This is a genomic window from Corynebacterium uropygiale, assembly GCF_021568315.1.
Lineage (GTDB): Bacteria > Actinomycetota > Actinomycetes > Mycobacteriales > Mycobacteriaceae > Corynebacterium > Corynebacterium uropygiale.
The window spans coordinates 41,013-67,133 of record NZ_JAKGSI010000007.1 but is presented as its reverse complement, the minus strand read 5'-3'; the positions used below and the strand labels follow the sequence as shown (position 1 = coordinate 67,133).

General features: G+C 67.7%; 24 protein-coding genes and 1 riboswitch. Of the genes, 8 read left to right on the top strand and 16 right to left on the bottom strand.

Annotation, left to right across the window (positions count from 1 at the left end; all coding sequences use genetic code 11):
* The 12 genes from L1O03_RS11370 to L1O03_RS11315 all read right to left on the bottom strand — a co-directional run.
* The coding region (locus L1O03_RS11370) for a PfkB family carbohydrate kinase (RefSeq protein ID WP_236120109.1) at positions 1-423 on the bottom strand (423 nt) is incomplete at its 3' end.
* A 51-nt stretch (positions 424-474) separates the two neighbouring features.
* Positions 475-1,143 (bottom strand): cation efflux transmembrane domain-containing protein, encoded by a 669-nt coding sequence (locus tag L1O03_RS11365; protein WP_236120102.1) that lies wholly within the window; start codon positions 1,141-1,143, stop codon positions 475-477.
* 53 nt (positions 1,144-1,196) lie between these two features.
* Positions 1,197-2,795, bottom strand: coding sequence for an amino acid ABC transporter ATP-binding/permease protein (locus L1O03_RS11360; RefSeq protein WP_236120096.1), 1,599 nt, complete (start codon positions 2,793-2,795; stop codon positions 1,197-1,199).
* Positions 2,788-4,422, bottom strand: coding sequence for an ABC transporter ATP-binding protein/permease (locus L1O03_RS11355; protein WP_236120095.1), 1,635 nt, complete (start codon positions 4,420-4,422; stop codon positions 2,788-2,790). The genes L1O03_RS11360 and L1O03_RS11355 overlap by 8 nt, the downstream gene beginning before the upstream one ends.
* Positions 4,415-5,497, bottom strand: a complete 1,083-nt coding sequence (locus L1O03_RS11350; RefSeq protein ID WP_236120089.1) for a hypothetical protein — start codon at positions 5,495-5,497, stop codon at positions 4,415-4,417. Before L1O03_RS11350 ends, L1O03_RS11355 begins: the two co-directional genes overlap by 8 nt.
* Positions 5,498-5,516: 19 nt before the next feature.
* Positions 5,517-6,875 carry a YcaO-like family protein gene (locus L1O03_RS11345; RefSeq protein ID WP_236120087.1) on the bottom strand — a complete coding sequence of 453 codons (1,359 nt, stop codon included), beginning with the start codon at positions 6,873-6,875 and terminating at the stop codon, positions 5,517-5,519.
* Entirely contained in the window at positions 6,869-8,386 is a 1,518-nt protein-coding gene (locus tag L1O03_RS11340) for a CocE/NonD family hydrolase (RefSeq protein WP_236120085.1), read from the bottom strand. Before L1O03_RS11340 ends, L1O03_RS11345 begins: the two co-directional genes overlap by 7 nt.
* Before the next feature lie 13 nt (positions 8,387-8,399).
* Complete coding sequence (locus L1O03_RS11335; RefSeq protein WP_236120083.1) at positions 8,400-9,158, bottom strand: hypothetical protein; 759 nt, start codon at positions 9,156-9,158, stop codon at positions 8,400-8,402.
* 336 nt (positions 9,159-9,494) lie between these two features.
* Entirely contained in the window at positions 9,495-10,283 is a 789-nt protein-coding gene (locus L1O03_RS11330) for an ABC transporter ATP-binding protein (RefSeq protein WP_236120082.1), read from the bottom strand.
* On the bottom strand, positions 10,280-11,254 hold the full coding sequence (locus L1O03_RS11325) for a FecCD family ABC transporter permease (protein WP_236120081.1): 975 nt from the start codon (positions 11,252-11,254) through the stop codon (positions 10,280-10,282). The genes L1O03_RS11330 and L1O03_RS11325 overlap by 4 nt, the downstream gene beginning before the upstream one ends.
* Complete coding sequence (locus tag L1O03_RS11320; protein ID WP_236120080.1) at positions 11,251-12,198, bottom strand: FecCD family ABC transporter permease; 948 nt, start codon at positions 12,196-12,198, stop codon at positions 11,251-11,253. The genes L1O03_RS11325 and L1O03_RS11320 overlap by 4 nt, the downstream gene beginning before the upstream one ends.
* Positions 12,195-13,217 (bottom strand): ABC transporter substrate-binding protein, encoded by a 1,023-nt coding sequence (locus L1O03_RS11315; protein ID WP_236120079.1) that lies wholly within the window; start codon positions 13,215-13,217, stop codon positions 12,195-12,197. Before L1O03_RS11315 ends, L1O03_RS11320 begins: the two co-directional genes overlap by 4 nt.
* 103 nt (positions 13,218-13,320) lie before the next feature.
* Positions 13,321-13,428: riboswitch (TPP riboswitch) on the top strand.
* 37 nt (positions 13,429-13,465) lie between these two features.
* Here L1O03_RS11315 and L1O03_RS11310 point away from each other — a divergent pair.
* The 3 genes from L1O03_RS11310 to L1O03_RS11300 are packed head-to-tail and all read left to right on the top strand — an operon-like array spanning position 13,466 to position 16,313.
* Positions 13,466-14,104 (top strand): ECF transporter S component, encoded by a 639-nt coding sequence (locus L1O03_RS11310; RefSeq protein WP_420830337.1) that lies wholly within the window; start codon positions 13,466-13,468, stop codon positions 14,102-14,104.
* A 5-nt stretch (positions 14,105-14,109) separates the two neighbouring features.
* Positions 14,110-15,555 carry an ABC transporter ATP-binding protein gene (locus L1O03_RS11305; protein ID WP_236120078.1) on the top strand — a complete coding sequence of 482 codons (1,446 nt, stop codon included), beginning with the start codon at positions 14,110-14,112 and terminating at the stop codon, positions 15,553-15,555.
* On the top strand, positions 15,552-16,313 hold the full coding sequence (locus L1O03_RS11300) for an energy-coupling factor transporter transmembrane component T family protein (protein WP_236120077.1): 762 nt from the start codon (positions 15,552-15,554) through the stop codon (positions 16,311-16,313). The genes L1O03_RS11305 and L1O03_RS11300 overlap by 4 nt, the downstream gene beginning before the upstream one ends.
* On the opposite strand, the gene L1O03_RS11295 is transcribed toward L1O03_RS11300, so the two are convergent.
* The 4 genes from L1O03_RS11295 to L1O03_RS11280 all read right to left on the bottom strand — a co-directional run bounded on the left by L1O03_RS11295 (position 16,310) and on the right by L1O03_RS11280 (position 18,635).
* Positions 16,310-17,038, bottom strand: a complete 729-nt coding sequence (locus L1O03_RS11295; protein ID WP_236120076.1) for a TetR/AcrR family transcriptional regulator — start codon at positions 17,036-17,038, stop codon at positions 16,310-16,312. The two genes, L1O03_RS11300 and L1O03_RS11295, sit on opposite strands and share 4 nt — an antisense overlap.
* A gap of 65 nt (positions 17,039-17,103) precedes the next feature.
* The gene (locus L1O03_RS11290; protein ID WP_236120075.1) at positions 17,104-17,379 is read right to left on the bottom strand and encodes a hypothetical protein; all 276 of its coding nucleotides are present in this window, start codon (positions 17,377-17,379) and stop codon (positions 17,104-17,106) included.
* 63 nt (positions 17,380-17,442) lie between these two features.
* The gene (locus L1O03_RS11285) at positions 17,443-17,715 is read right to left on the bottom strand and encodes a hypothetical protein (RefSeq protein ID WP_236120074.1); all 273 of its coding nucleotides are present in this window, start codon (positions 17,713-17,715) and stop codon (positions 17,443-17,445) included.
* Positions 17,716-18,074: 359 nt separating this feature from the next.
* Entirely contained in the window at positions 18,075-18,635 is a 561-nt protein-coding gene (locus L1O03_RS11280; protein WP_236120073.1) for a phospholipase A2 family protein, read from the bottom strand.
* Positions 18,636-19,245: 610 nt separating this feature from the next.
* Between L1O03_RS11280 and L1O03_RS11275 the strand changes: the two genes are divergently transcribed.
* The 5 genes from L1O03_RS11275 to L1O03_RS11255 all read left to right on the top strand — a co-directional run bounded on the left by L1O03_RS11275 (position 19,246) and on the right by L1O03_RS11255 (position 26,093).
* On the top strand, positions 19,246-20,793 hold the full coding sequence (locus L1O03_RS11275; RefSeq protein WP_236120072.1) for a flavin monoamine oxidase family protein: 1,548 nt from the start codon (positions 19,246-19,248) through the stop codon (positions 20,791-20,793).
* 2 nt (positions 20,794-20,795) lie between these two features.
* Positions 20,796-21,638, top strand: coding sequence for a universal stress protein (locus L1O03_RS11270; RefSeq protein WP_236120071.1), 843 nt, complete (start codon positions 20,796-20,798; stop codon positions 21,636-21,638).
* On the top strand, positions 21,635-23,212 hold the full coding sequence (locus L1O03_RS11265; protein ID WP_236120070.1) for an APC family permease: 1,578 nt from the start codon (positions 21,635-21,637) through the stop codon (positions 23,210-23,212). The genes L1O03_RS11270 and L1O03_RS11265 overlap by 4 nt, the downstream gene beginning before the upstream one ends.
* A gap of 50 nt (positions 23,213-23,262) precedes the next feature.
* The gene (locus L1O03_RS11260; protein ID WP_236120069.1) at positions 23,263-24,648 is read left to right on the top strand and encodes an NAD-dependent succinate-semialdehyde dehydrogenase; all 1,386 of its coding nucleotides are present in this window, start codon (positions 23,263-23,265) and stop codon (positions 24,646-24,648) included.
* Between the two features lie 221 nt (positions 24,649-24,869).
* Positions 24,870-26,093: an MFS transporter gene (locus L1O03_RS11255; RefSeq protein WP_268914294.1), complete on the top strand. Its 1,224-nt coding sequence runs from the start codon at positions 24,870-24,872 to the stop codon at positions 26,091-26,093.
* Positions 26,094-26,121 lie beyond the last annotated feature (28 nt).

Sequence of the window (26,121 nt, the reverse complement as noted above, 5' to 3'; positions counted from 1 at the left end):
GTAGCGGCTGGCGCCCGGCTCCAGCGCGAGAGACAGGGTGCCGACGCTGAGGATGTCCCCGGCGCCGAGCGGCGGGAGCTGCGGGTCCACCAGGCGATCCGCCGTGCCCTCGAGGTAGAAGCTGTAGCTCGCCGAACCATCGGGGCCGGGGGTAGCCACAGCGAGTGTCGTCGGCTCCGGACCACGCTGGACAAAGGATGTATCCACCCCGTAGTGCCGCAGAACCTCCACAAGGGCTTCCCCAAAGCCATCCTCGGAAATTCGGCTCACAAAAGCCACTGTCCGATCAAACATTCCGCAATAGCACGCGGCATTGAAAGGACCGCCCCCTGGGACAGGAAGGAGCGGCACATGCGCCGTTTGCTCTGACTGTGAGCTGGCCGGAACCAGATCGATGAGGGATTCGCCACACACATACAACATGACCCCATTATGCCCGATAGTGTTGGTTTACGCCCTACCGTCCCCGGTTTCCTAAGATTCTCCATGGGACGAGCATTCGCCCTGACAGGTAGCTCCTGTTCGGGTAGCTGGGGTAGGAGCACAGCAGATCTCGCCCTCCCGCCACACCTCGATTCCCTCCTTGAGGCCCAACACCGCAACGACTAAAGCTGCGGCAGGATCTGCCCACCACCAGCCACACCAGGCGTTGAGGACAAGTCCCACAAGGACCACCACTGACAAGGACAAACAGACCATTAATTGCTTGGCATCCCCCATAACCGACGGGGACTGCAATTCCTTTCCAGCCTGGTACTCCCACCACGCAACCACTGGCATCACTATGAGACTCAGCAGAGTAATAGCAATACCAATCGGAGAGTGCTCGGCCGCCCGTCCCGCCCACAACGCGTGTATCGAATCCGCACTCACGCACACAAACAAAGCGAAAAAGCAACACGCTACCAGTCGTGCAGCCGCTCTCTCCCAACGTTCAGGTTGAGCACGCGAGTACTGCCATGCGACGACGACAGCCGAGGACACCTCAATCACCGAGTCCAAACCGAAGGCGACAAGAGCGCCAGAATCAGCGGCGGCCCCAGCAGCCAATGAAATAATCGCTTCTCCAACGTTATAGACAATAGTGAAGTAAACAATAAAACGGACTCGGCGTTGGAGAATGTGCTGGCGCTCAACCGTCATCAGAGTGTTCCTTTCTTCGCAATGTGACGTCGACACTATTGAGATTTGTCCCATTACCGTACCGGGTGAAGCTCCACCACTCGATCCGCGATAGCCTTCGTCGACTCCCGGTGCGTCACCAGCAGCACGCCCATCTTGTGCTGCGCGACCTGGCGTCGGACAAGGTCCAGCAAGCTCGCTTCCGTCGCGGTATCTAGGTGTGCGGACGTTTCATCCAAGACAAGAATGCGGGGTTCGCGCAGCAGCGCTCGGGCCACGCCCAGCCGGGTGCGCTGCCCACCGGAGAGGCCCTTAGTCCGGCTCCACAGCACCCGATCGAGAGGGAAGTCTCCCAGGCCGACGGCCTCGAGGGCGGCCGTCATGTCAGCGTCGCTGGCGTCGGGCCGGGAGAGCCGCAGATTATCGGCGACAGTTCCGGCAAAAGTCTGCACCTCCTGGGGAACAACGCACACCAGCTCACGCAGCTGATCCTCCGTGTAGTCGCGGAGGTTGTTGCCCGCCAGCCGCACCTCGCCATGGGCGGGGTCGTAGAAACGCTGCGTCAGCGCCACCACCGTCGACTTCCCCACTCCCGATGGGCCGACCAGCGCAAGAATCTCACCGGCCTCCACCTGGAAGCTCAGGCCCTGAAGAACCGGGGTGCCTTCCTCCCATTCAAAGCTCACATCGCGGAATTCCAGGCCGCCCTCGCCCAGGGCGGCGGGCTCTGCAGGGTCGCTCACCTCCGGGGCGGTGCGCAGGACTGAGAGCACGCGGTCGCTGGCCTCCCGGACCGCGCCAGCATGAATGAGCACACTGCTCAGCAGGGCGGGGGCGCTGAGCGTGGCCCCACACAGCCCCAGCACCACCGGCGCAAAGGCACGATCCACGTCGCTGAGAGAGACCAGAATGAGCGATCCGATGGAGATCACGGAGATGATCGTGGTACTCAGCGCTGTCTCCACACCCTCCCGCACAGCGGAGCGGATGCGCTGCCCGCTGAGCTGGGCGGTGTGCTGGTTGACATCATGAAGGGCGTGGTCGAGCGCACCGGCGTGAATGAGATCGGGGAGCCCGTCGACCAGGTCCACGATGTCCGTCCCCAGCGCGCCGAGTTCCTCCCGCTGCTCGCTGGCCTGCCGCCGTGACCACCGGTGAACCGCCCACGGCACCAGGAGAATCGCGACGATACCCAGCAGCATGATGAGGATGACACCCGGCACCATGAGGCCCAGGACGATAAGCCCCGAGAGCGTCGCCACACTCACGCCGATGAGCTGGGCAATGATGTGGGCAAAGAACCATTCCAATTGTTCGATGTCGCCCACCGCGGTCGTCACCGTGTCACTGCTGTTGCGTGCCAGCTTGCGCGAAGGCAGGATCCGCGTGAGGTGGCGGAACAGCGTGGCGCGCAGCTCCGCCAGGACGCGGTAAGCCAGATCATGCGCCACGTACATTTCCCACCACGTGCTGAGCCCCGAGGCCACCACGCAGAACGCCAGAATCCACCCCCACCGGCCAAGGTCCGGATCCGCGCCCGTGACCGCGCGCCCGACGATCACGGAACTCACCGCCGCCGATGCCGCCACCGCCACGAGGTTGCAGATGTTAGCAATCACGGTGCACACAAACAGGCCCCGCGAGCCCCGCAACACCTCAAAATATTCACGCATGGTGCTGGGTCCTTTCCTTGCTGAGGTCAATAACCTGGTCCGCCACCGCGAGCTCCGCCGAGCCATGGGTAATCACAATGACCGTGCGATCGCCCTTCAACCGGCCGATCGTCGAGCTGATGTGCGCGGCCGTCGCGCTGTCGACGTGCGAGGTGGCCTCGTCGAACACGATGACCGGCGTCTTTCGGTAGAGCGCCCGGGCCACCGCCACGCGCTGGCGCTGCCCGCCCGAGAGCTGGCTGCCATTGTCGCTGAGTTCGACGTCGATGAGCTCCGCGGGCAGGCCGGCGGCCTCCGCGGCGCGAAGCACCTCGGCGCGGTTCGCCTTCTCCTGCGGCACGCCGAGCGCGATGTTGCTCGCCACCGTGCCGGTGAAGAGGAAGGCGTCCTGGCTCACGACGGTGACGATGCTCGGCATCTCCGCCAGGCGCAGGGTGCGCAGGTCCACGCCGTCGAGGCTCACGCTCCCCGAGGAGGGGTCGAGGCTGCGGGTGATCAGCCGCTGCACCGTCGTCTTCCCGCAGCCGGAGGGGCCCGTCAGCGCCACGGCCTGACCAGCGGGAATGCGGAGGTTCAGCCCGGTGAGCGCGGGGGTGCCGGCCCCGGGATACGTCACGCTCGCGTCCCGGATCTCAATGCCGGGCGGGGTTCCCACCGACCACTCGTTGGAGCGGGTGCCCTCATCCGGGACGGGCGGGGTGGGGCTCAGGATGGCGTCGAGCCCATCGGCGGCCGTCACCCCGAGGTAGCCCGCGTGCCAGGCCTTCGCGAGCTCCTGCACGGGGCGGAAGCACTCCATCGCGAGGAGCAGCACGAGGAAGAGGTGCGAGGCGCTCTGCGGATCCCGCACCGCGAGAACGACGGCCAGCGCCACCCCCGCCTGCGTGCCCAGGGCGATGAGCCCGGTGGAGACCAGGGAGATTTTCAGCGATTGCATCGTCGTGCGGTAGAGCTCCCACGTGCGGGACTCGAGGCCCGCGTGCCGACGCCCCGCCGCGCCCAGGCTGCGCAGGGTTTCCATCTGCTGCATGGATTCCAGGTAGTCCGCAGACAGCGAGGAATAGGCCTCCCAGCGCTCCCGGCCGGCGACGATGAGCTTGTTATCAAAGCGCTGCGGCACCACCACGGCGACGAGGATGCACACCGCCACCGCCACCGCTGACCAGGGGCTATAGCAGCCCATCCAGATGAGCAGGGCGATGGGCACCGTCGCGGTGACAAGAAGCTGCGGCACATAATCCGAGTAGTAGGGGTCCAGGCCGTCGACGCCCTCGATGAGCGTGGAGCGGATCACCCCGGCGCGCTGTGTGGACATGTGCGCGGGCCCGAGCTCCGCGACCCGCCGGGTGAGCAGGGTGCGCAGGTGGCGCCGCGTGCGCATGCCGAGGGACACCGTGAGCATCTGGCGCACCACCATCAACACCCCGCGCACGAGGATCACGAGCATCGCGATGAGCAGGCAGCGCACCAGCCCCGGGAAATCGCCGGCGACCAGGTCATTGAGTCCGCGCGCGACGACAATCGCCTGGAGAATCCACGAGCCCATCACCACATAGGCCATGAGCGTTCCCAGCGCGATGGGCCCCCACACGCTGCCCGCAAGGGACAATAATCGGCGATTAATCAAGGCTCTTCCTCACTTTCTTGTCGTGTGCATCTGCGCTCCGGGGCCCACACACGACGGCGTGGGTGATGAGGGCGGACTCGCGGCCCATGGCGCGGCCGATGTCGGCATTCACCCATCCCGCGATGGGACGCGACGCCCAGCCCATCATCGCGGCGGATACCTGAACACAGTAGCCATAGCGCCCGGCGTTGAGCAGGGACCGCCCGTAGTCGAGGGCCGAGGGGCTCGCGTCCCCGGGCGGAGTGGGCTGCGTGACGATCACGGCCCCCGAGCAGGTGGCCACCATCGGCTGGCCGCCGCACCACTGGGCGAGCGTCGCCCGCGCGTCCCCACGGCTGAGCGGCTGGAGGGGCTCCTCCGCATCACCGCGGGTGAGGCAGAGGACATCGGGGTCTATCAGCTGGGCCACGCAGCCCGCCGGGAGCTGGCGGCACAGGGTGCTCATCGCGCTCACGGGCATGGCCTCCCCCGCCGACTCCCACTGCCCGCTGCGACGTTCGCGCAGGTCATCGAGGGACAGTCCCGGCTGCGGCGGCAGGGGCTCGACGGAGAAACCCAGGGCCTCGCGCAGCACATCGCCGGTCCACGGGGCGGAGTCGGGAGGAGCCGCGGGAGGGGATGTGGCGGGCGGGCCATCCCACAGGTTCTCGCACGGGCGATCCCACGTGATCCTCACCGCGCGCGCGAGGTCCGAGTCCGTCTCGATGGAGCGGATGCCCACCCCGTGGAGGTGGGAGGAGGTCTCGACGGCAGCGATCGCATAGCCCAGGTCCAGCAGGCAGCTCATCCAGGCGCGGGTGGAATACTTCGCGGCGGTGCGCCACCACGCCAGGCTCAGCGTGACCGAGTCCGGGCCGAGCGCCTGCACCTCGACGGGATAGAGCCCACCCGCCGAGGGGTTCTGCCGGGTGCTTCCCCGGCCGCCCAGGGCGGCGCCCACCACCGTCGAGAGCACATCCTCGCTGCTCAACCACCGTGGCGCGCGGGGGATCGGCGCCGACGGGACCGGGATGGGCTCGTGGGGGTCTTGTGCTCGGGCCCATGCCTGGGCGAGCAGCGTGTCTCCTCGTGTCATGCTCATACTCCTCTCGCGCCTACATGTGGGGCAGGGGCAGGGCCGAGATCCTCATGTCCTCGTTCCCCGGGTGGTGGAAGTGCCAGTGCTCCTTCCAGCGCGGGGAGCGCGCCACCGGGAAGGCCGAGGGGAAATTCGGCAGCAGCCGCGGGCACAGCACGCGGGCCACATGAAGGCCGGCGAGCCGGATGTCCTTGGTTGTGACGTCGACGGTGGCCACCCGGTTACTGGGCGTGCCCCGGTAGGAACGCCACGCCTGCGCCATGTCGACGGCCGGGACCTCCGAGAGCGCGATCCTCTCCCCCGCCGGGCGGAACCTGTCCAGGTGGGGGTGCAGCCGCTCGTCGAGCCAGAGCTGGGCCTGGCAGGCGAGGTCGCGGACATTCTCCCAGCGCTCGCCGGCCAATTCGAGGTAGCGGCGGTCCGGCTGGTGCGGGAAGTACGCCTTGGCGGAGAGGAGGCCCTCCGCCACGCTGCGGTAGCCGGTGCCGTCGGCCTCCAGCACGCCGTGCATGCTGATCCACACCTGGAAGGCCTCCGAAAGCGCCTTCCACACCCCCGACGCCGGGTCACCGTGGCAGGAAAAACCCGCGCCCGGGATCCGCAGGCCCCGGTGATAGACGAGGGCGGCGAAGACTGGCATCCCCTCCGGGTTGGGGAGGAAGAGAATATCAATGTCGAAGTCCGGGGCCTGCGCCCGGAGCGCGTCCATCCCCGGGACCGTGGCCGGGTCGATGGCCTGGGCGGGCAGGCCGAGGGACCACCAGGCCGTCGTCACATCGCGTTCCACGCACTCGCGGAAGGCGGCAAGCTCCGCGAAATCCTTGCTCGGACCTGCGGCGATGCCCGCGTAGGCGATGTGGTGGGTGCGCGGCTCGTGGCGTCGAGAACCCTGATTCCAATTGAGGTAGACGCGGGAGCCGGGGACGAGGATCTCCTCGCCCTCGCCGTCCGTGGCGCGGGCCCAGAGGATCGGGGCCGCGGGATCATAGCGCTGGTACGGGAATCTCTCGGTGAAGAGGCTCTCATCGAAGGCGGGGAACTCGAGGGGGTCGAGGAAGGAGCGCCCCGCGGCCGCAAGCTCCTCGGGCGAGGCCCGCAGCAGGTCCGTGGGAATGTTGTTCCCGCAATAGCGCTCCGCGGCCTCCCCCACCGCGGGCGCCCACAGCTCCGACACCTCGCCGAAGCCCGAGGCCCCCGCGATCTTATCGGCCAACCACACGGAGAATTGGCGCGGATCGGAGACGCTCGCTACCACGCAGTGGAAGCTGTCTGGGACCTCCTCAGGCAGGGGGACTTCCCCGAGCTCGCGGACGATACCGCACACGGGGTCGACGAGAATATCGAGAAAACCTTGTTCATACACCCTCTTCACCACGTTTCTGTTCTCCCTTCCGCTGCGAGCTCCGCTGCATACTCCGCTGCGAGCTCCGCGCACACCGAGACCTCGCTGAGCATCCTCCCGGGTGGGGGCGCGGCGGGCGCGCCGGCCGCGCCAGCCGCGTCGCCCGCCAGCCGGTGGACCGGCTCATCGCTCATGCTCCACTGGATGATCCACGTCTGCCCGGGACTCAGCCGGGCGCACACCGCCGGGAAGCAGAACTCCACCTCGCCCTCCTCGTGGGTGAGGCTGGTGCTGGCCACCCAGCGGACGGATGTCCCCTCGACGCAGAGGAGGTGTGCGAAGGTCGTGACCGGCCCGGGCTCCTCGACGGGCCCCGCGACCTCCACCCGGGTACTCACCGTGACGCGGCCGCAGAGCACCCCGGTCTGGGCCTCCTCCGGCCACTCGATGACAGCCGAGCACTGCTCCGGGTGCCGGAGACGATCACCCGCGGTGGCCGACGAAGGAATCTGCCAGGAGGGGAAGGGAGCCTCGCCCGAACCCGGGCGCATGACACCGCGACGCTCAGCGCCACGCTCAGCACCCCAGTTCACGCAGGCGCGCACGCACGCCTGGGGACTCCGGCATTGCGCCCCATCACCCGCCGGACGATGCCACGCGCCCTCCTGATCTTGCAGCTCATAGCGTCGGCCCAGTGCCTCCGCCGCCTGGGGGTTCTCCGCATCGCGAAGGGCGCGACCCCACTCCGTGAGGGCGGCACCAATCCACGGGGCCCTGCGGCCGTGCGGGTCCCGGAAGGAGTGGTCGATGTGCCCGATCATGCACCAGCACGGCCCAGGCCACGCGCTCGCGAGGCGGGCGGTGTCCTCCACATAGGCGTCGTGGAACCCGGAGCAAAGGAGCAGCGGCAGGGCGTCCGCCTGCGCGGGCAGCTCCCAGGTGTGCGGCGCCTCCCAGGCCTCTGACCAGCCCGGGACGTCGAGCCCCAAGGCCCCCGGGATGCTTCCCAGGGGGCGGCGCAGGATTGCCGCGTCATCGGCGAGCAGCCGCTCGAGCGTCACCTCCTCCCGCGGGGTCCGCGCCCGCGCATGGCGGTGCCACCACCACGTGTGGGAGAGCAGCCGGTAGATGCCGGGACCGTCGTTCGTCGCGCAGCCGAGGGAGAGGCTCGGCACCAGCAGGATGAGCCCCGCCAGCGGCACCCGGCGCGCGAGCTCGAGGGCACAATGCGCCGCATAGGAGGCCCCATAGGCGATGAGCTGGCCATTCGCGTGCGAATCAGCGAGCACATGGCGGGCCACGAGCTCCCCGTCCTCCCCCTCGCGCGTGTAGGGGACGAACTCCCCAGTGGAGGCGTAGCGCCCGCGCACATCCGCGAACACGCAGTGAAAGCCCAGCTCAGCCCAGTGGGCGGCCTCGCGGTCATGGTGCTGCGCCCCGTAGGGGGTGCGCAGGAGGATCGTCGGCCGCGGCTCCTCATCCACCCAGTGGCAGCGCAGGGCGAGCTCCGCCCCGGGGACGCTGAGCCGTCGCTCCTCACACACAGGTTGCGCCGCCCTAGACACGGGACCCTTGGCGTTCGCGGGCAGGGTATCCCTCGCAGGCGGGAATCGGCAGGATGGGGTGGGTTTCTCGACGCCCACTGCGCACATCAATCCGGGTGAGGGTGCCGATGCCCTGAAACTCGGCGAGCAGGCGGAGGATCGTCTCCATCACGATGCCCGCCAGGAAGGGCGCCGTCTCCTCGCTGAGCAGGCTCGCCCCCAGCAGGGCGGGCTCCTGGGCGTCGAGGGCAGGGGTGGTGGATGCCGCGAGGAGGCGGGCCCTCGTCATCGTGTGATTGATTCCCGACGCGCCCCGGGCCAGCGGTTCCACCTGGCACCACTGGCCCTCGATGCTCGCGCGGATCCACCAGCGCTCGGGATCAGAGGCGAGCTCCTCGTCGAGCGCGCGCCAGTCGCGCGGGGCGGGGCCGTCGCTGAGAGCCAGCGTTGCGGAGAAGCCTTCGGGGACAGCGGCGGGGAAGGCGGAGAGATACTCGCGCACCGCGCGGGCGAGGAGCCCCTCGCCGCGAATATCGATGTCCACGTTCTGCGGTGCGGTGGGCGCCTCCCGGCGCTCGAGCAGGTGAAAGGCCGCCGTGTGTTCGGGGAGAAGCTCGGGATCCTCGGCCAGGAGGGCGTCGATGATGTCCCCCTCGCGGTGGACGGAGGGAAGGCGGCGCGGATCCACGTCAAAGTATGTGCCGGAGGAGGTGCGGAACAGCCACCGCCCGTTCTCCTGAAGAAGGCTCGTCCCCTGCGGTAAAAGTGTCAATGAATCCCCTGCTCCCAGAAAAGAAAAGAACCCCACGCTGCTCCCGGCACCGGATGAGGCACCGGGAGCAACGGAGGGTGGTTGGCCCCTTAGTCCTCGAAGAGGTCCTCAACGAGGGCGTGGCAGCAGCACGCGTGGGCGTGGCCGGCCGCGGCCACGGTGGACACGGGAGAGAACGCTTCGAGCTGGTCGAGGTCAATGTTCTGCATAGTGAATGATCCTCACATATGTCGGGGATGTGTACAGAGACTGTTAGGCCCAACAGCTATCGGCAATTATTGTCATCGGGGGAAGGCTAAGCAACCATGCATGAAAATCAGTGCTGTGAGAAATCTCTCAGCGCATGGAGCCCTGGACCTGCAGGCGGCCCTCCCCGTCGAGGTGGCCGTCGAGCCCAAACACCCGCGCGAGCAGCCCGGGGGTGATGATCTCGGAGGGGCTCCCATCCGCGACGATGCGTCCCTCGTGGAGCACGAGGATGCGCTCCGCCCAGCGCACCGCGAGGTCCAGCTCATGCAGCACCGCCACCACCGTGAGGCCCTCGCGTTCCGCAACATCCTGCACGACGTCGAGCAGCTCGAACTGGTGCTGGAGGTCCAGGTGCGCCAGGGGCTCGTCGAGAAGCAGGATCGGCGCCTCCTGCCGCAGCGCGAGGGCCAGCCGCACCCGCTGGCGCTCCCCGCCAGATAGCGAATCCACCAGCCGATCGGCGAAACGTTCGACGCCGACGGCAGCCAGGGCGGCCATGGTGGCGTCGTCGTCGGCCTTCGTCCGGCGCAGCATCCCCAGGGCGCCCACCTGGGCGTAGCGCCCCTGGGAGACGAGCTCCCGCGCGGTGAGCCCCTGGAGCGGGGCGAGCACCTGCGGCATGAGCGCCACCCGGCGCGCATAGGCACGGCGGTGGAGCGAGGAGGCGTCCTCGCTCAGAAGCTGGACGCTGCCGGAGTCGGGGGACTCCACGCCCGCGAGGATCGAGAGGAGCGTGGACTTGCCGCACCCGTTGGGGCCCAGCACCACGCAGCGCTGACCTGCGGGAATGTCGAAGGTGCACTCGCGGAGCACCGGCTCCGGTGCCGAGGGGTAGCGGAATGCGAGCTCCGAGACGCTCAGAGCGTGAGTGGTCATGATCTCCTCCTGAGAAGCCACAGCAGAGTTGCGGCGCCGGCGAGGGAGGCCATCGCCCCCGCCGGCACACCGAGAGAGGACGTGCTCAGCGCAAGCAGCCGGCCACAGCCCTGGGCGGCGGCATCGCATGCGACCATGCCCACCGCACCGCCCGCCAGCGTGGCCGGACCCAGCCAGCGCGAGGCCGGCCCCACGAGCCGGCGCATGACGTGCGGCACCGCCAAGCCCACAAAACCCAAGGGCCCGGCCAGCGCCACCGCCCCCGAAGTGAGCAGGCAGGCCAGCACCATGAGCCACAGCCGCGAGACCAGAGGCGAGAGCCCCAGCACCGCACTGTGCGCCACGCCCCCGCCCACGAGGGGCAGGATTCCCGCGCCCGGCAGGAAGAGCAGCACGACGACGGCTGCCCAGACGGCCATCGGCAGCACGGATTCCCAGGTCAGGGCGTTGGTGGAGCCGGCGAGCCAGCGCATCGCCATGCCCGTGAGCCTCGGGTTGGAGGCCAGCATGACCATGCTGAGGCCCGTCGCCGCGGCGCCCAGAACGAGGCCGCCGAGGATCGCCCAATCGCGGCCTGCACTCAGCGTGGTGAGCACGCTCACCACACCACCGAGCACGGCGCCCACCAGGGCGGCCCCCAGCGCCGAGAGCGGGGAGGCCGGGTTCACCACGCTCATCCCCGTCCCCAGCATCACCGCGCACACCGCGCCCGGGCTGATTCCCAGGAGCTCCGGGGCGGCGAGCGGATTGTCCGTCACCGTCTGGAGCAGCAGGCCCGCGAGGGCCAGCGCTCCCCCAGCCACCACCGCGGCCAGGGCGCGCGGGAGGTGAAGCTGCGTGAGCGTCACCCAGGCCTGCTCATCCGCCCACCACGAGGCCGTTCCGCGGCCGAGGCGGGCGTCGAGCCCCACAAGCAGCACGAGCCCCACGCTCAGCAGAAGGAGGACAGCGCTCTTTTTCACCGGATTCATCGAGACCTCCTGCCCAGGACACGCGCCCGCGACCCCAAGAGAAGGCCCACGACGGTGAGCGCGGCGACGATCCCCGTCCAGCCGCCCACCGGCGTTTCCGCTGGATAAAAGGCCAGTTGGGCGAGGCCATCGGCCGCGCAGGTCATTACCGCCCCGCAGAGGGCACCGCCGAGGAGCAGCACCCGCGTCCCGCACTGGGGAAGGCACAGCCGGGCGAGCAGCGGCCCCAGGAACCCGATCCACGCGAGCGGCCCCGCCGCGGCCACCGTGAAGGCTACGAGGAGCGTCGCGAAGAGCAAGAGCAGGCCGCGCAGCCGCGCCGGATGGGCGCCGAGGGTCCGGGCTGTCGTGTCCCCCACCCGGAGAATGTCCAGCACGGGGACGAAGAGGGCGCTGCACGGCAGCAGCACGAGAAGCGGAATGATGATGGGCCGCACATCCGGCCAGTAGAGCTCCGCGAGGCTGCCCTGGAGGTAGCGCAGGATCGCGCGCAGCTGCGTCTCTCCCGCCGAGCCCACCAGGATGATGACCAGCGCATTCGCGGCCGCCGCCACCGCCGAGCCCACGAGGAGCACCTCCACCGCAGAGCGCGCCGAGCGCGCACCCCACCACACGAGCGCCCCGGCCGCCAGGCCGCCGAGCAGCGTGGCCACCGGGGTGAGCAACACAGGGATGGGCAGGCCCAGCACGACGATGCCGCACATGACCGCCGCCGCGCCCGCCGACACCCCGAGGAGCTCCGGCACCGCGAGCGGATTACCCAGCCCCTCCTGGAGGAGCACCCCCACGACGCCCAGGGCCGCGCCCCCGACCAGCGCCATCGCCAGGCGAGGCGCCCGCAGCTGGGCCACTACCACCTCCGAGGGCGAACCGTGCCACAGGGTCACGGCGGACACGGCCGCCGCGAGGAAGATCAGCCCCAGGGTGACGAGCGCCGATCTCATTGCGTGCTGACGGCTTCCTCCAGCACGGCGGACAGCGCCCGCGGGCCGCGGCCCATCGACCACAGACCCGTGTTCACTTCGTGGACTTGGTTGTTCTTCACCGCAGCAACCTGCTGCCATACAGGGTTGTCCTTCCACTGTTCGGTGAGCGCCTTATCCCCCGGCGCGAAGACGAAGGACTGCACGAACACGACATCCGGGTTGACGTCCAGAATCTCCTCCACCGAGTACTGCCCAGCCGTCATCGGGTCATCGCTCTTCCCGTTCCACGGGTAGTCGAAGACGTTGGCCAGCAGCTCGCCCAGGAGCTCGTTACGCACGTTCACGCCCGTGCCCGAGGAAGAGGTGTACATGGAGAGCGCCTTGGTGTTGCGCAGGCCCTTGTCGTCGGCAACCTTACGGCTCTCACGAATCTTGTCGTAGAACGTGTTTTCTGCCTTCTCCCCCTCGGCGGTGCGCCCGGTGAGGGCGGCCATCGCCCGCAGGTAGGCCACAGAGTCCTCGACGCTATCCGGCTGCATGTTCCACATGGGCGCCACCTTCTCGACGGCCGAGGTCAGGCCATCATGCACCCCGGCCAAACCGATCACGAGGTCCGGCTTGAAGGAGGCGATGTCCCCCACGTCCTCAGAGCCGAAGCCGCCCTGCACCACAGGCACCTGGCCGCCCTTCTCCTCCCCCATGAAGTGCTTGTCCTTCAGCAGGTCAGGGCTGGTGGTGGCGACGGGCTCCATCCCGAGTTCGAGGAGCAGGTCATCGCAGATGCCGGTCAGGCACACGACGCGCTGGGGCGCATGATCGAGGGTGATCTCCTCACCCTTCGGGCCGGTCACAGAGAGCGATGCGCTGATGGGCTCGGCCTTCTCGGGCGGCGCCGCGGGCCGCTCCGCGCTGGGGCCGTTCGCGGCCGTGTCCTGGTGATCTCCGGAGGAGCCGCACGCGGTGAGGGAGAGGGAGGCAACGCAGAGAAGCGCAGCCGCCGTCGCACCCACCTTATTGGCACAGATTTTCTTCAACATAGGGAAAAACGTAGCGTGGACGGCGCGCAGGGGCAAGCATTGCCTTATCCCGCGAGGGGGTAGGATATGACGCGCTCATATGAGCCGCTCATGATCGACGTGAGCGCCAGCGCACGGGAGCCCTGCGAGGGGCTGAGAGGAGGGCGCCGAGCCCTCGACCGTTTCACCTGATCCGGGTCATGCCGGCGAAGGGAGCGAGAATCCTTCCCGTGTGCCCCTCGTATCCGCACCGCGAAGGAGCACACCTCTTGTCTACACAACCAACCTCCCCCCATCACGACGACGCCCCGCGCACCCCGACCAGGCCGCGCCGCGGGTGGCGCACCGTCGACATCGTCACCGCCGCCGTGTTGGGCGTGGTGACAGGCTTCATCTTTGTCGCGTGGAACATCGTGGGCGGGAACCTCTATGAGGTCTTCAACGCCCTCACCCCGGGTCTGGGTGGCCTGCCGCTCGGCGTGTGGCTGCTCGGCGGGATCTTCGGCGGGCTCATCATCCGCAAGCCGGGCGCGGCGATCTTCGTGGAGCTCATCGCCGCGATTGTGTCCATGCTCATCGGAAACCAGTGGGGCGTGGAGACCATCTACTCCGGGCTCGCGCAGGGCATTGGCGCGGAGATCATCTTCGCGCTCTTCGCCTACCGGCGTTTCTCCCTCCCCGTCGCGATGCTCTCCGGCATGGGCGCGGCCGCCGGCGCGTGGATCCTCGAGTTCTTCCTTGGAAACATCGCCAAGAGCTGGGATTATAACCTCATCTACCTCCTGTGCACCCAGGTGTCCGGGATTGTTCTGGCCGGCCTGCTCGGCTGGGTGGTGGTCCGCCTCCTCGCCTCTACGGGGGCGCTGGACCGCTTCGCCGTGGGCCGCGAGCGCCGTACCCTCATCTAGCGCCGATGTCCCCTTCCTTCTCGACGCCCACCCCGGTCATCTCCCTCCGGGACTTCGGCTGGCGCCATGCCGGCCGTGCCCGCCCGGCGCTCCACGGCCTGAGCTGCGACATCTTCCCTGGTGAGCGCGTGCTTCTGCTGGGAACCTCGGGCGCGGGAAAGTCCACCTTGCTGGCGGCGCTGGCCGGGGTGTATGGGCCCACGTCGGGCGTCGACCCCGAGGACGGCGAGTACCTGGGGCACATCACCGTGCGTGAGCGCGTCGGCCTCGTCCTCCAGGACCCCGATGCCCAGGCGGTGGCCGCGCGCGTGGGCGATGACGTGGCCTTTGGCCTGGAGAACATGGCCGTGCCGCGCGAGGAGATCTGGCCGCGAGTGGAGGAGGCGCTGCGGACCGTCGGCCTGTCCCCCGAGCTGGGACTTCACGACTCCACGCAGACCCTCTCCGGCGGCCAGAAGCAGCGGCTGGCGCTGGCCGGGGTCCTCGCAATGCGCCCTGGGATCGTCGCCCTCGACGAGCCCACCGCGAACATCGACCCCGAAAGCATCCCCGGGCTCGTGCGCGCCCCCCTCGACGCTGTCGAGGCCACGGGGGCCACGCTCCTCGTCGTCGAGCACCGCCTGGAGCCCTGGCTGCCGCACATCGACCGGATCATCGTCCTCGGGGAAGGCGGCATCCGCGCCGACGGCCCCCGCGAGGACGTGCTCGCCCGCCACGCCGACGCCCTCCGGGACGAGGGCATCTGGGTCCCCGGTCCGCCTCCCGAGCTTCCGGTTGCGCGCACAGCCGATCGCGCGCGGCCCACCACCGCCGAGCCTCTGCTGGAGGCGCGTGGGCTCGACGTCGGCTGGACCCCGGATCATCCCGTCCGCCGCGCCATCGACCTGCGCATTGAGGCTGGTCAGGGGGTGTGCATCACGGGGCACAACGGGGCTGGGAAGTCCACGCTGGCGCTCACCCTCGGAGGGCTGCTGCCCCCACTCGGCGGGGAGGTTCGCGCAGGCAAGAGCCTCTGCGCCGGCCTGCGCAGCCCGCACCCGCACCAGTGGCGCTCCCGCGAGCTCGCCGCGCGGATCGGCACCGTCTTTCAGCACCCCGAGCACCAATTCCTCTGCCGCACCGTGCGGGAGGAGCTAGCCTTTGGCCGCACCCCCGAGGAGCGCGTGGAGGAGCTGCTCGACCGGCTTCGCCTCCGCCACGTGGCCGCCGCCAGCCCCTTCGCCCTCTCCGGCGGGGAGAAGCGGAGGCTCTCGGTGGGGACGGCGCTCGGCGGGGCGCACGGGCCCTCGCTCCTCATCCTCGACGAGCCCACCTTCGGCCAAGATCGCCGCACCTTCGCCGAGCTCGTCTGCCTGCTCCGCGAGCTGAGCGAGGAGGGGACGGCCGTCGTCGCCGTCACCCACGATCCGCTGGTGGTCGGCGCCCTCGGCGACGAGGAGGTACGGCTATGACCCTCCCCTCCCCGTGCTTCAACCCGGTGGGCCGATTCCTCGCCGCCGGAGTGTTGACGACGCCCCTCTTGCTCTCCATCGACCGGATCTCCGCTGCGGTGGCCCTGGTGCTGTCCGTGCCCCTCATGCTCTACCTGGGCTTCGGGCCCCGGGCCTGGGTGCGCTGGGGCTGGCCGGTGCTGCTCGCGGCCGCCCTGGCCGGCATCTCCATGAGCTTGTATGGACAACCTGCCGGGGAGGAGTATTTTTCCTTCCTCACGGCGCGGGTGACCTCGAATTCCCTCCGCCTCGGTGAGGCGATCACGCTCCGCGTCCTTGCTATCGGGCTGCCCACGATCGCCCTCTTGCGCAGCATCGATCCGACGGACCTCGGCGATGGCCTGGCCCAGATCCTTCGCCTCCCCGCCCGCTTTGTGCTCTCGGCAATGGCCGGCGTCCGCCTCCTCGGGGCCTTTCGCCGCGACTGGCACACTCTGGGCCTCGCCCGGCGCGCCCGCGGCCTCGGCGATCACGGCCGCATCCGCCGCGGGGCCAGCCAGGCTTTCGCCCTGCTCATCTTCGCGCTCCGCCGGGCGGACACACTGTCCACAGCCATGGAGGCCCGAGGATTCCGCAACGCTGAGCAGCGCACATGGGCTCGTCCTTCGCAGCTGGGCCGCGCCGACGCCCTCCTCATCCTCGCCTGCCTGAGCATCGCGGTGGTGGCACTGGGCGTGAGCGTGTGGAGCGGGGAGTTCCGCTTCCTCGGGGTGACCTAGGACCGAGCGGTTGGTTCCTTGCCCGGGATGTGCGTACACGCCCGCTCGGTGGCCTCGCAGAGTGCGCGCAGGCCCCAGCGAAAGGGCGGATCCGCATAGGGATTTCCGCCGTGAACACCACCGGCGGGTTGGGCGTCGAGAGCCTCCTGGAGGGTGGGGGTGGCCGCGGCGTCATCGTCGGGGGCGCGGGTGAAGACGTCGGCGGGGGCGTGGACGTCCATCGCGGAGCCGAAGAGGAAGGACTCAAAGGCGACGATCACCGGCATGACCTGCTCTTTTGGCAGACCGGCGGCGCGCAGGCCCGCGGCAACTGTCTCATACATCGCCTGGGTGGCCGGCGCCCCGCCCACCGGGAGCGTGGCGATAAGCGGCACGAGCCCCGGGTACCGCGCAAAGGTCTCCCTATAGGACCACGCCCAGGTCTCCAACGCGCGGCTGAGCTCCCCCTCCCCCGGGCGCGCGCCGCGTCGCGCTGCCTCAACGAGCTGCGAGAGGCCGACGGTGGTCACCCGGCCCATCATCTCGTCCTGGATGAGGAGCTTCACCTCCTCGATGCCCGACACATGGTTATACAAGGCGGAGGGCGCGACCCCCAGCTCCCGGGCGAGCCGGTGCATGGTGATCGCGTCATCGCCGTGGGCATCCGCGAGGTCCAGCGCAGCCCGCGCAATCCGATCCTGGGTGAGGACCGGGGTGCGGGGGCGTCCAGCGCTGCGTCGAGCCATGCTGAGGATCATATCGCCGAGGTTGTCGCGGGGCGCCGGCGGGCCCGGGCGGACAGATTCCCGCCTTAAGGAATGATCCCGAAGAGCAGGCCCGCCATGTAGTAGTAGAAGGTCAGCGTGAAGAGGCCAATCAGGATGAGCAGCCAGCTCCGCAGGCACCAGGACAGGACCAGTTGGATGAGACCCGCGATGAGCGCATAGATGAAGAGGAGCTGGTAGCCCCAGTCATAGCGCAGCGAGATGAAGGCCACCGCGGGGAGCAGGAAAATGAGGACCCACGCGAGCGCCACCATCCAGCGCGGTTGGGATTTTCCATAGAAAGACCAGGATGTTGTCTTCATGGCCTCACAGTACAGCGGAGTCGAGCACACAGCATCCTTCTTTATGCGCACTCCGCGGGGTCCCTACGGGATGAGGTCCATGAACAGCCCGCCGAGGGAAAGGTAGTACGTCAGGGTGAAGAGTCCCTCGATAATGAGGAGCCAACTCTTCAAGAAGAAAGCCATGACGAGCACAACGATTCCCGCGATGAGGGGATAGAGGAAAAGAAGCTGGTCACCGCCCTCATCATGCAGGGCAAGGAAGGTGACGACGGGGAGCAGGAAAACGAGGACCCACGCGAGCGCCACCATCCAGCGCGGTTGGGATTGTCCATAGAAAGACCACGAACATTTCATTATATACTCCTCACATATTCAACGGAAACAGCTCCGCTGCCGAAAGGACATCCGCCAGAATCGCCGGATTCATTACTTACGAGCCAAGATGTGTAACGGTCGGGATAGTGATTACACTGAATCTTACCTCGCGCGTATTTTGCGCCTTGTATGGTCCCACAATGGAGCCGCACCCAGTCCCATTTCTTCCCCTTTATATGCTCTCCAGGTCCCGTCACCTTCTCCGCCCAACATCCGGTTCCAGAAGACCTCGGGGCACCAATTGGGTCGGCCCCTGATTCAGCTACCGAGGTGAAACCCATACAAACCGACATCGCTGCCAAACAGACCAGCGTGGTTATTTTCTTTTTCATGTCTCCCTACTTTTTACACTTAGGACGCACGGCAATGAAATACGACTTCACGGCAGTCGCGGCCACCTTCTCAGTTGCATGCATCCTTCGATAGTTTTCGTTGATTTCCGCGATCAAAGCGTCATCGCAAGCACAGCTCCCATATGAGTTCGGCTGGCCATAGCATTCGTCATGCTTCTTGCACGCAGCGTCGAGGAGATCCTTCGGGGCCCCTGGCCCAGAATGCTCTGGCCCGCAATAATTTCCCCAGATTACAATTTTTGCCCGGTTACCTTTCGCCCCAGAATGAACTGCATCAGCATATTCATTAAACAGTCTTCCCGATTCAACAATGGCGGGATCGATAGCATCCGCCTTAGCAGCCTCCTCATTGAAGTGTACGGTAGCCCCCGGGCCATCAACCGATACATACCGCAAGAGGACCTCTTCAGCTGACGCGCTTGGCGGTTCAAATCCAGAACTTCTTTCCATACCAATCGGTTCGGCCGAAGCGTGCGGTGTCAACATTTGACCAACCGTCAATGTTGCAAGAATAAACAACGTGCCCACTTTCCGGTGACGCATCATCAACTCCTTTCTGTCAAATTGTTCGGCACGCCCACAATCTCACGACAACCGCGCCATCTCAAGAGCTCTACGCAAAGTTACCCCCTATTTAGGGCATATACTCCAGGCATGTATGATCAAGCTTTCAGTCTACTGAAAATTTGCTTTAGGTCACATGTTTGCTAGTATTATATCCATAAATAAATTGAACGAGCTTGCACGCGACCCCAAGTCCAATCGACCTCGAATCGGTGGTTTCCACGCCATCGGCCGTCGCGTTAGCTCTGGCCACCCCTGTCCGTCGACGCCCTCAGCCTCCGTCTCGAAGACACACTTCGGAAGGATCTTGCGACGCCTTGACGTCACCCCGCATTACGGGTGTTAACTAAAGCCATCCCTACCCCCTGTGCACGCGCCCCTACTATGCACCTTCGCCCAGCGCGTTTACCTTTGCTCACCTTACCCCCGCCTCCAATTGGCTGTTATGCACAGACATCCAGGAAGTGACCCTTGCCATATCCGGCCCCAGTGAGTAGCATGCCCTACACGGCTAAATGAACGGTATTCGTTTAGTGCGGATCACACTCCGCCTTCTCCCGCCCCACGGAGTCGCACTCAGAAAGGACATCCCATGACTTCCTCCCCCGCCCCGAACACCACGATCTCCCGCGATGTCGTCATCATCGGCGCAGGTCCCGCCGGCCTCATGGCCGCGTACACGTTGAAGAAGGCCGGGCTGAGCGTCGCGGTCCTGGAGGCCCGCGAGCGCGTCGGCGGCCGCACGTGGAACGGCGCCGTCGCCGATGCCGAGGGCACCGAGCACTTCATCGAGATCGGCGGGCAGTGGATCTCCCCCGATCAGACACGCCTCAGCGCCCTGGTGGAGGAGCTCGGGCTGGAGACCTTCCAGCGCTACCGCGAAGGCGACTCCGTGTACCGCGCCCCGGACGGCACGCGGCACGTGTACTCGGGGGATGCGATGCCCACCAGCGAGACCACCCGCGTCGAGACGGAGAAGCTCATCGCGCTCATGAATGATGTGGCGGCGGAGGTCGGCGCCACCGCCCCGTGGGCCGCGGAGCGCGCCAAGGAGCTCGACGCGATCCCCTTCCGCACGTGGCTGGAGCAGCACTCGGATGACACGGAGGCCATCGACAACGTCTCCATCTACGTGGCCAGCGGCATGCTCACCAAGCCGGCCACCACCTTCTCCGCCCTGCAGGCGGCGCTCATGGCCGCCTCGGCGGGGAGCTTCGACAACCTCGTGGATGAGGACTTCATCCTCGATCGCCGCGTGGTGGGCGGCATGCAGTCCGTGTCCCTCGAGCTCGCCCGGCGGGTCGGCGAGGAGGACATCTTCCTCGGCCAGCCCGTCCGCACCCTGCACTGGGCCACCCCGGACCCCAGCACCGCGGACCCGCTCAACAAGGTTCCCGCCGACGTGCGCAACGGTGTGCCCACCAACGGCGCCGCCGGCAGCGTCACCGCCATCAGCGACAATGTGACGGTCACCGCGCAGCACGCGGTGCTCGCCGTCCCGCCGAACCTCTACAGCCGCATCCAGTACGTCCCGCCGATGCCGCGCGAGCAGCACGTCGCCCACCAGCACATCTCGATGGGCCTGGTCATCAAGGTGCACGCCGTCTATGACCGCCCGTTCTGGCGGGAGAAGGGTCTCTCCGGCACCTGCTTTGGCGGCGGGCACCTGGTTCAGGAGATCTACGACAACACCAACGTCCTCCCCGGGGAGAACGGCCCCGAGGAGGAGGGCTACGGCACCCTCGTCGGCTTCGTCTCCGACGTCTTCGCCGAGGAGATGTGGGCCCTCGACGCCGAGACCCGCCAGCAGCGCATCCTCGAGGAAATGGCCGCCTACCTGGGCGAAGAGACCCTCCACCCCATCGCGTTCTACCTCTCCGACATGGCCGCCGAGGAGTGGACCCGCGGTGCCTACGCCACGAGCTATGACCTCGGCGGGCTGAGCCGCTGGGGCCACCTCCAGAACCAGCCCACCGGGCCCATCCACTACGCCTGCTCGGACATCGCCGCCGAGGGCTACCAGCACGTCGACGGCGCCATCCGCCAGGGCGAGAAGGCGGCGCACGCCATTCTCGCGGCTGCGGGCGTCGAGACCCCTGAGGCATCCGAGGCGTCCCCGGCGCCCGGCGAGGAGGCCTGATAATGAGCTGCATTACCGTCGGCTACACGGCCACCGCCACCGGGCAGGACGCCCTCAACCTGGGGATTGCGCTGGCCAGCGGCCTCGACGTGCCCCTCACCGTGGTGATGGTGGAGCCGCGCGATGACGTGTTCGGCGCCTCCGATCGCCACGATGCCGGCTACGAATCCATCATCCACTCGCAGATGCAGACGTGGCTGGACGACGCCCTCGCCGAAGTCCCCGAAGGCATCGAGGCTGAGGGGCGGATCGTGGGGGCGCGCTCCGACGCGGAGGGCATCCTCCAGGCCGCGCACGAGGCGAAGGAGAAGTACGGCGCGGCGACCTCGATCATCGTGGTGGGCTCCCGCTCCGGCGGGCTGCTGCGCCGCATGGTCATCGGATCCACCGCGCGCGAGCTCCTCCACTCCGCGGACCTTCCCGTGGCCCTCGCGCCGACGGGATACCGACGCCGCGAGCCCATCACCCGGATCACCGCCATGTTCGGGCCCCGGCCCGGCGCGGTGGACGTGGTGCAGGTCGCGGCCCGGATTGCCCGGCACCGGGGGCTGCCGCTCCGGCTGGCCTCCCTCCTCACCCGCGAGACCGAGGCCAGCCTCGACGCCCGCGTGGACACCATGGTGGGCGAGCTGCGCCATGAGCCCGGGGTGAGCGTCGACGTCGGTATCGGCGACACGCTCAACGACGCCGTCCGCCAGCTCAGTTGGGACCCGGATGAGATCCTGCTGCTCGGCTCCGCGCGGATTGCCGCGGGCGGGCACCTCTTCCTCGGGCGGACAGCCCACCACATCGTCAAGCACACCCCGGTGCCCGTCGTCGTCATCCCGGCGGGAGGTGCATCATGAGTGCCCGCACGCGCGAGAACGCCACGGACGCCCCGGCCCAGAGTGGCGGGGACAAGGGTCTCGCGGCCGGCCAGGTGGGCGTGCTGGGTGCCGTCGTCATCGGCGTGTCCTGCATCGCCCCCACGTACACCCTCACCTCCGGGCTGGGCCCCACCATCGCGGAGGTCGGCACCCACGTGCCGGCGATCCTCCTGCTCGGCTTCCTGCCGATGTTGCTCGTCGCCTTCGGCTACCGGGAGCTCAACCAGCGCATCCCCGACAGCGGCACCTCCTTCACGTGGGCCACGAAGGCGTTCAGCCCGTGGCTCGGCTGGATGGGCGGCTGGGGGCTCATCGCGGCGACCATCATCGTCCTCTCCAACCTCGCGGCCGTCGCCGTCGACTTCTTCTACATCCTCCTCGGGCAGCTCTTCCACAACCCCGGCCTCGCTGACCTGCGCCTCAACATGTGGGTGAACATCCCGACGACGTGCGCCCTGCTGGCCATCGCCGCGTGGATCTCCTGGCGCGGCATGGAGTCCACCAAGGCCGTGCAATACGTGCTGGTGGTCCTCCAGCTTTCGGTGCTGCTGGGCTTCGCCATCACCGCGCTGTGGCGGGCCTACAACGGTTCCGCTTTCGACGCCACCCCCATCAACCTCAGCTGGTTCAACCCCGCTGACCTGCCCGATGTGGGCACGGTGGCGGCCGGCGTCTCGCTGTCCATCTTCATGTTCTGGGGCTGGGACGCCACGCTCACCCTCACCGAGGAAACCAAGGATCCGCACCACACGGCGGGGCGGGCGTCGACGATCGTCGTGCTCCTCATCATCGCGGTGTATGTGCTGGTGGCGCTGGGCGTGATCGCGTGGGCGGGCGTCGGCGAGGACGGACTGGGCGCCGGCAACCCCGCGAACCAGGAGTCCCTCTTCGCAGCACTGGCTGGGCCGATCATGGGCCCGGCGGCCATGCTCATGTCCATCGCGGTGATGGCGTCGTCCTTCGCCTCGCTCCAGTCCACCATGATCTCCCCCTCCCGCACGCTCCTCGCGATGGGCCACTACCGGGCGCTTCCGCCCGTGTTCGCGCAGATCAGCCCGCGCTTCCGCACTCCCTCCGTGGCGACGGGGGCCTCGGCGCTCGCCGCCGCCGGCTTCTACGCGGTCACCCGCCTCATCAGCGAGAACGCCCTGTGGGACACGATCACGGCCCTCGGCCTCATGATCTGCTTCTACTACGGCATCACCGCCTGCGCCTGCGTGTGGTATTTCCGACGCGAGCTCTTCTGCTCCTGGCGGACCGTCCTGTTCCGCCTCATCTGCCCGGGGCTCGGCGGCATCACGCTGCTCGTGATGTTCGCGATCACGGCGCACGACTCGCTTGACCCCTCCTATGGCTCGGGCTCCTCCGTCTTTGGGATTGGCGCGGTGTTCGTGCTCGGGATGTCCGTGCTCGGCGTGGGGGTTCTGCTCATGCTGTGGACGCGGCTGCGCCACCCTGACTTCTTCCTGGGCAAGACGCTGAGCCGCTGCGAATCCTCCACGGACACCACCCACCGGGCGGTCGAGGAGTCTGCATCCGGAACAGATTTTTGACATAGTGGCGCACACTGACCCACAACACGAACAACAAGGAGTGATTACTCATGACAACCTCCCCCTCCTACACCGCCATTAATCCCGCCACCGGCGAAGAAATCAGCCACCACGAGCACACGACGGACGAGCAGGTCGCCGACGCCCTCCAGCGCTCCTGGACCGCCTACCAGGCCTGGGGCGCGCGCCCGATCGAGGAGCGCGCGAAGATCGTCGGCGCCATTGCGGACCTCTTTGCTCAGCGCGCGAAGGAGCTGGGCGCCCTCGCGACCCAGGAGATGGGCAAGCCCATCGAGGAGGCCACCGGCGAGGCCGCGTTCTGCGCGGACATCTTCCGCTATTACGCGGAGCACGGCCCGAAGCTCGCCGCCGACACCGTCCTCGAGGAGACCGACGAGTACCGCGCCGTCATCGAGCGCCGGCCCATCGGCCCGCTGCTCGGCATCATGCCGTGGAACTACCCCTTCTATCAGATCGCCCGCTTCGTGGCCCCGAACCTCATGCTGGGCAACACGATCCTCCTCAAGCACGCCGAGTCCGTGCCCGGCTGCGCGCTGGCCGTCCAGGAGATCATGGACGCGGCCGGCGTTCCCCAGGGCGTCTACCAGAACATCTTCGCCACCCACGAGCAGGTGAGCTCCCTCATCGAGGCCCCGCGCCTCCGCGGCGTCTCCCTCACCGGCTCCGAGCGGGCCGGCGCCGCCGTCGCCCAGCAGGCGGGCGCCCAGCTGAAGAAGGCCGTCCTCGAGCTCGGCGGCTCTGACCCGTACATCGTGCTCTCGACGGCCGACGCCCGGCAGCACGCCCGCGATGCCCTCGCGATCCGCCTGGAGAACACCGGGCAGGCGTGCAACTCCAACAAGCGCATCATCGTCCACGAGGACGTGTACGAGGAGTTCCTCGACGAAGCCATCTCCCAGATCCGCGCCCTCCACCCGGCTGACCCGGCCGCCGGTGAGGAGAACGCCTTCGGCCCGCTGTCCTCCGAGAAGGCCGCGGACATCCTCGTTGACCAGGTGCAGCGCGCCCGCGAGGCCGGCGCCACCGTCCACGTGGGCGGCGAGCGCCTCGAGCGCCCGGGCTTCTACGTCTCCCCGGCTGTCATCACGGACATCCCCGTCGGCTCGGACATCTACTACGAGGAGTTCTTCGGGCCCATCGTCCAGATCTACCGGGTGAGCAGCGATGAGGAAGCCCTCGAGCTGGCCAACGACACCCAGTACGGCCTGGGCTCCAGCGTCTACGCCGTCGAGGAGGGCCGCGCCGAGGCGCTCGCCCGCTCCCTCGACGCCGGCATGGTGGGCGTCAACCAGCAGCCCCCGGAGACCGAAAGCATGCCCTTCGGCGGCGTGAAGCGCTCCGGCTACGGCCGTGAGCTCGGGCCGCTCGGCATGGATGAGTTCGTCAACAAGCGCCTCTACGCCGTGAAGAAGTAGGAGCGCTCTCCTTCCCTCTTTCCCGAATGACCCACGCGCCGCTGAGATCCTCCCCGGAGTCTCAGCGGCCGTTGGCGTGTGTGGGGCAGGGCGGGAACAGCAACGCTCACACTGCTGGAGCCACAGTGCACTTCTTCACACTTCTTCGAGGGATACGCCCCACCGCGTTAACCTGTGTTGCAGTTCACATGGTGATATTTCCTAGCTCATAAGTGAGGCCCATGCCCCCCCTGAGACATCGACTCTCATCCATTCTCATCCTCTGCGCCGCCCTCATCTCGGGGTTCGGTGACGGAATTATCCCCGTGGCTTTTGCCATCGAGTCCTATCACGTCGATCATTCCGGAAAAACTCTCACGGCCGTCCTCGTCAGCCTGTGGCTGGGGCGCTTCCTCGCCTCGCTGGGGGTGCGGCGGGCGCCGTCGCCCCGGAGGCCCGCCCTGTGGATGGTGTGCTCGGACGCCGTCCGTCTGCTCGCGCAGTTCCTCCTCCTTCTGTGGCTCCTTGCTGGTGGCGCGCAGGAGGGGATCGCCTTCGCGGTGTCCTCTTTCGTGTACGGTTGCGCGACGGCCTTCTTCAACCCCGCCCGCTTCAGCCTTCTCGCCCAGCTCTTCCATGATTCCGAACGAGAAAAGATCAACAGCACTCTGTCGGTGATCGGGGACGTCCTCTTCGTGTGCGGCCCTCTCCTGGGCACGGCCCTCATGATGCGCCTTGGATTCCATGGCGTCCTGCTCATTGATTCTCTTTCCTTCCTCATCGGGATCCTCGTCCTCTCCCCGCTGCTCCGCTTCCGCGCGGAGAAGAACACGTCCCCGGGTGAGGCCTCGGACAGCGAGGAATCCGACACACACCCCAATGCCAGTGCCGCCACCCTGCCCCTCTGGGTGTGCACGGGCCTGGTGACGTGGGGCGCGTGTGCCCTCGCGATTGGTTTCCTCGGCGTCGCGGGCCCGACCCTCGTGATGAACCGCTTCGACGAATCCTGGTGGGGGTGGGTGGCCGCAGGGGGCGCCATCGGTTCGCTGTTGGGCTCGATGTCCGCGTTTTCTCGACGGACCCGCCGCATCCCCTGGCGGTTCAAGCAGGCCACCGCCTGCGTCCTGCTCTCTGCGCAGGTGGCGGCGCTGGCCTATTCCCCCAGCGCGGCCCTCATTGTGCTGGCCGCGATCTTGGGCTCGGCTGCCACCACGTTTTCTGGGATCGCGTGGGATGTCCTCGGCCAATCCTTCCCCGATCAGGATCAGGTCCACCTCTTTGCCACCCGCGATCAGCTGGTGAACACCGCGGGAATCCCGCTGGGGATGCTGCTCTTTGGCGTTCTCACCGGGCACAGTCTGCTGGTCACGGGGGTCATTGCCCTCGTCGTGGTGGCCATGGCTGCCCTGTGTCTCAACGGGCGGCTGTTTCGACGCCAGCCCCTCCCCGCAGACGCCGGCGCCTGATCGTTCTCCCGGCGCGCGCTGGGCCCGT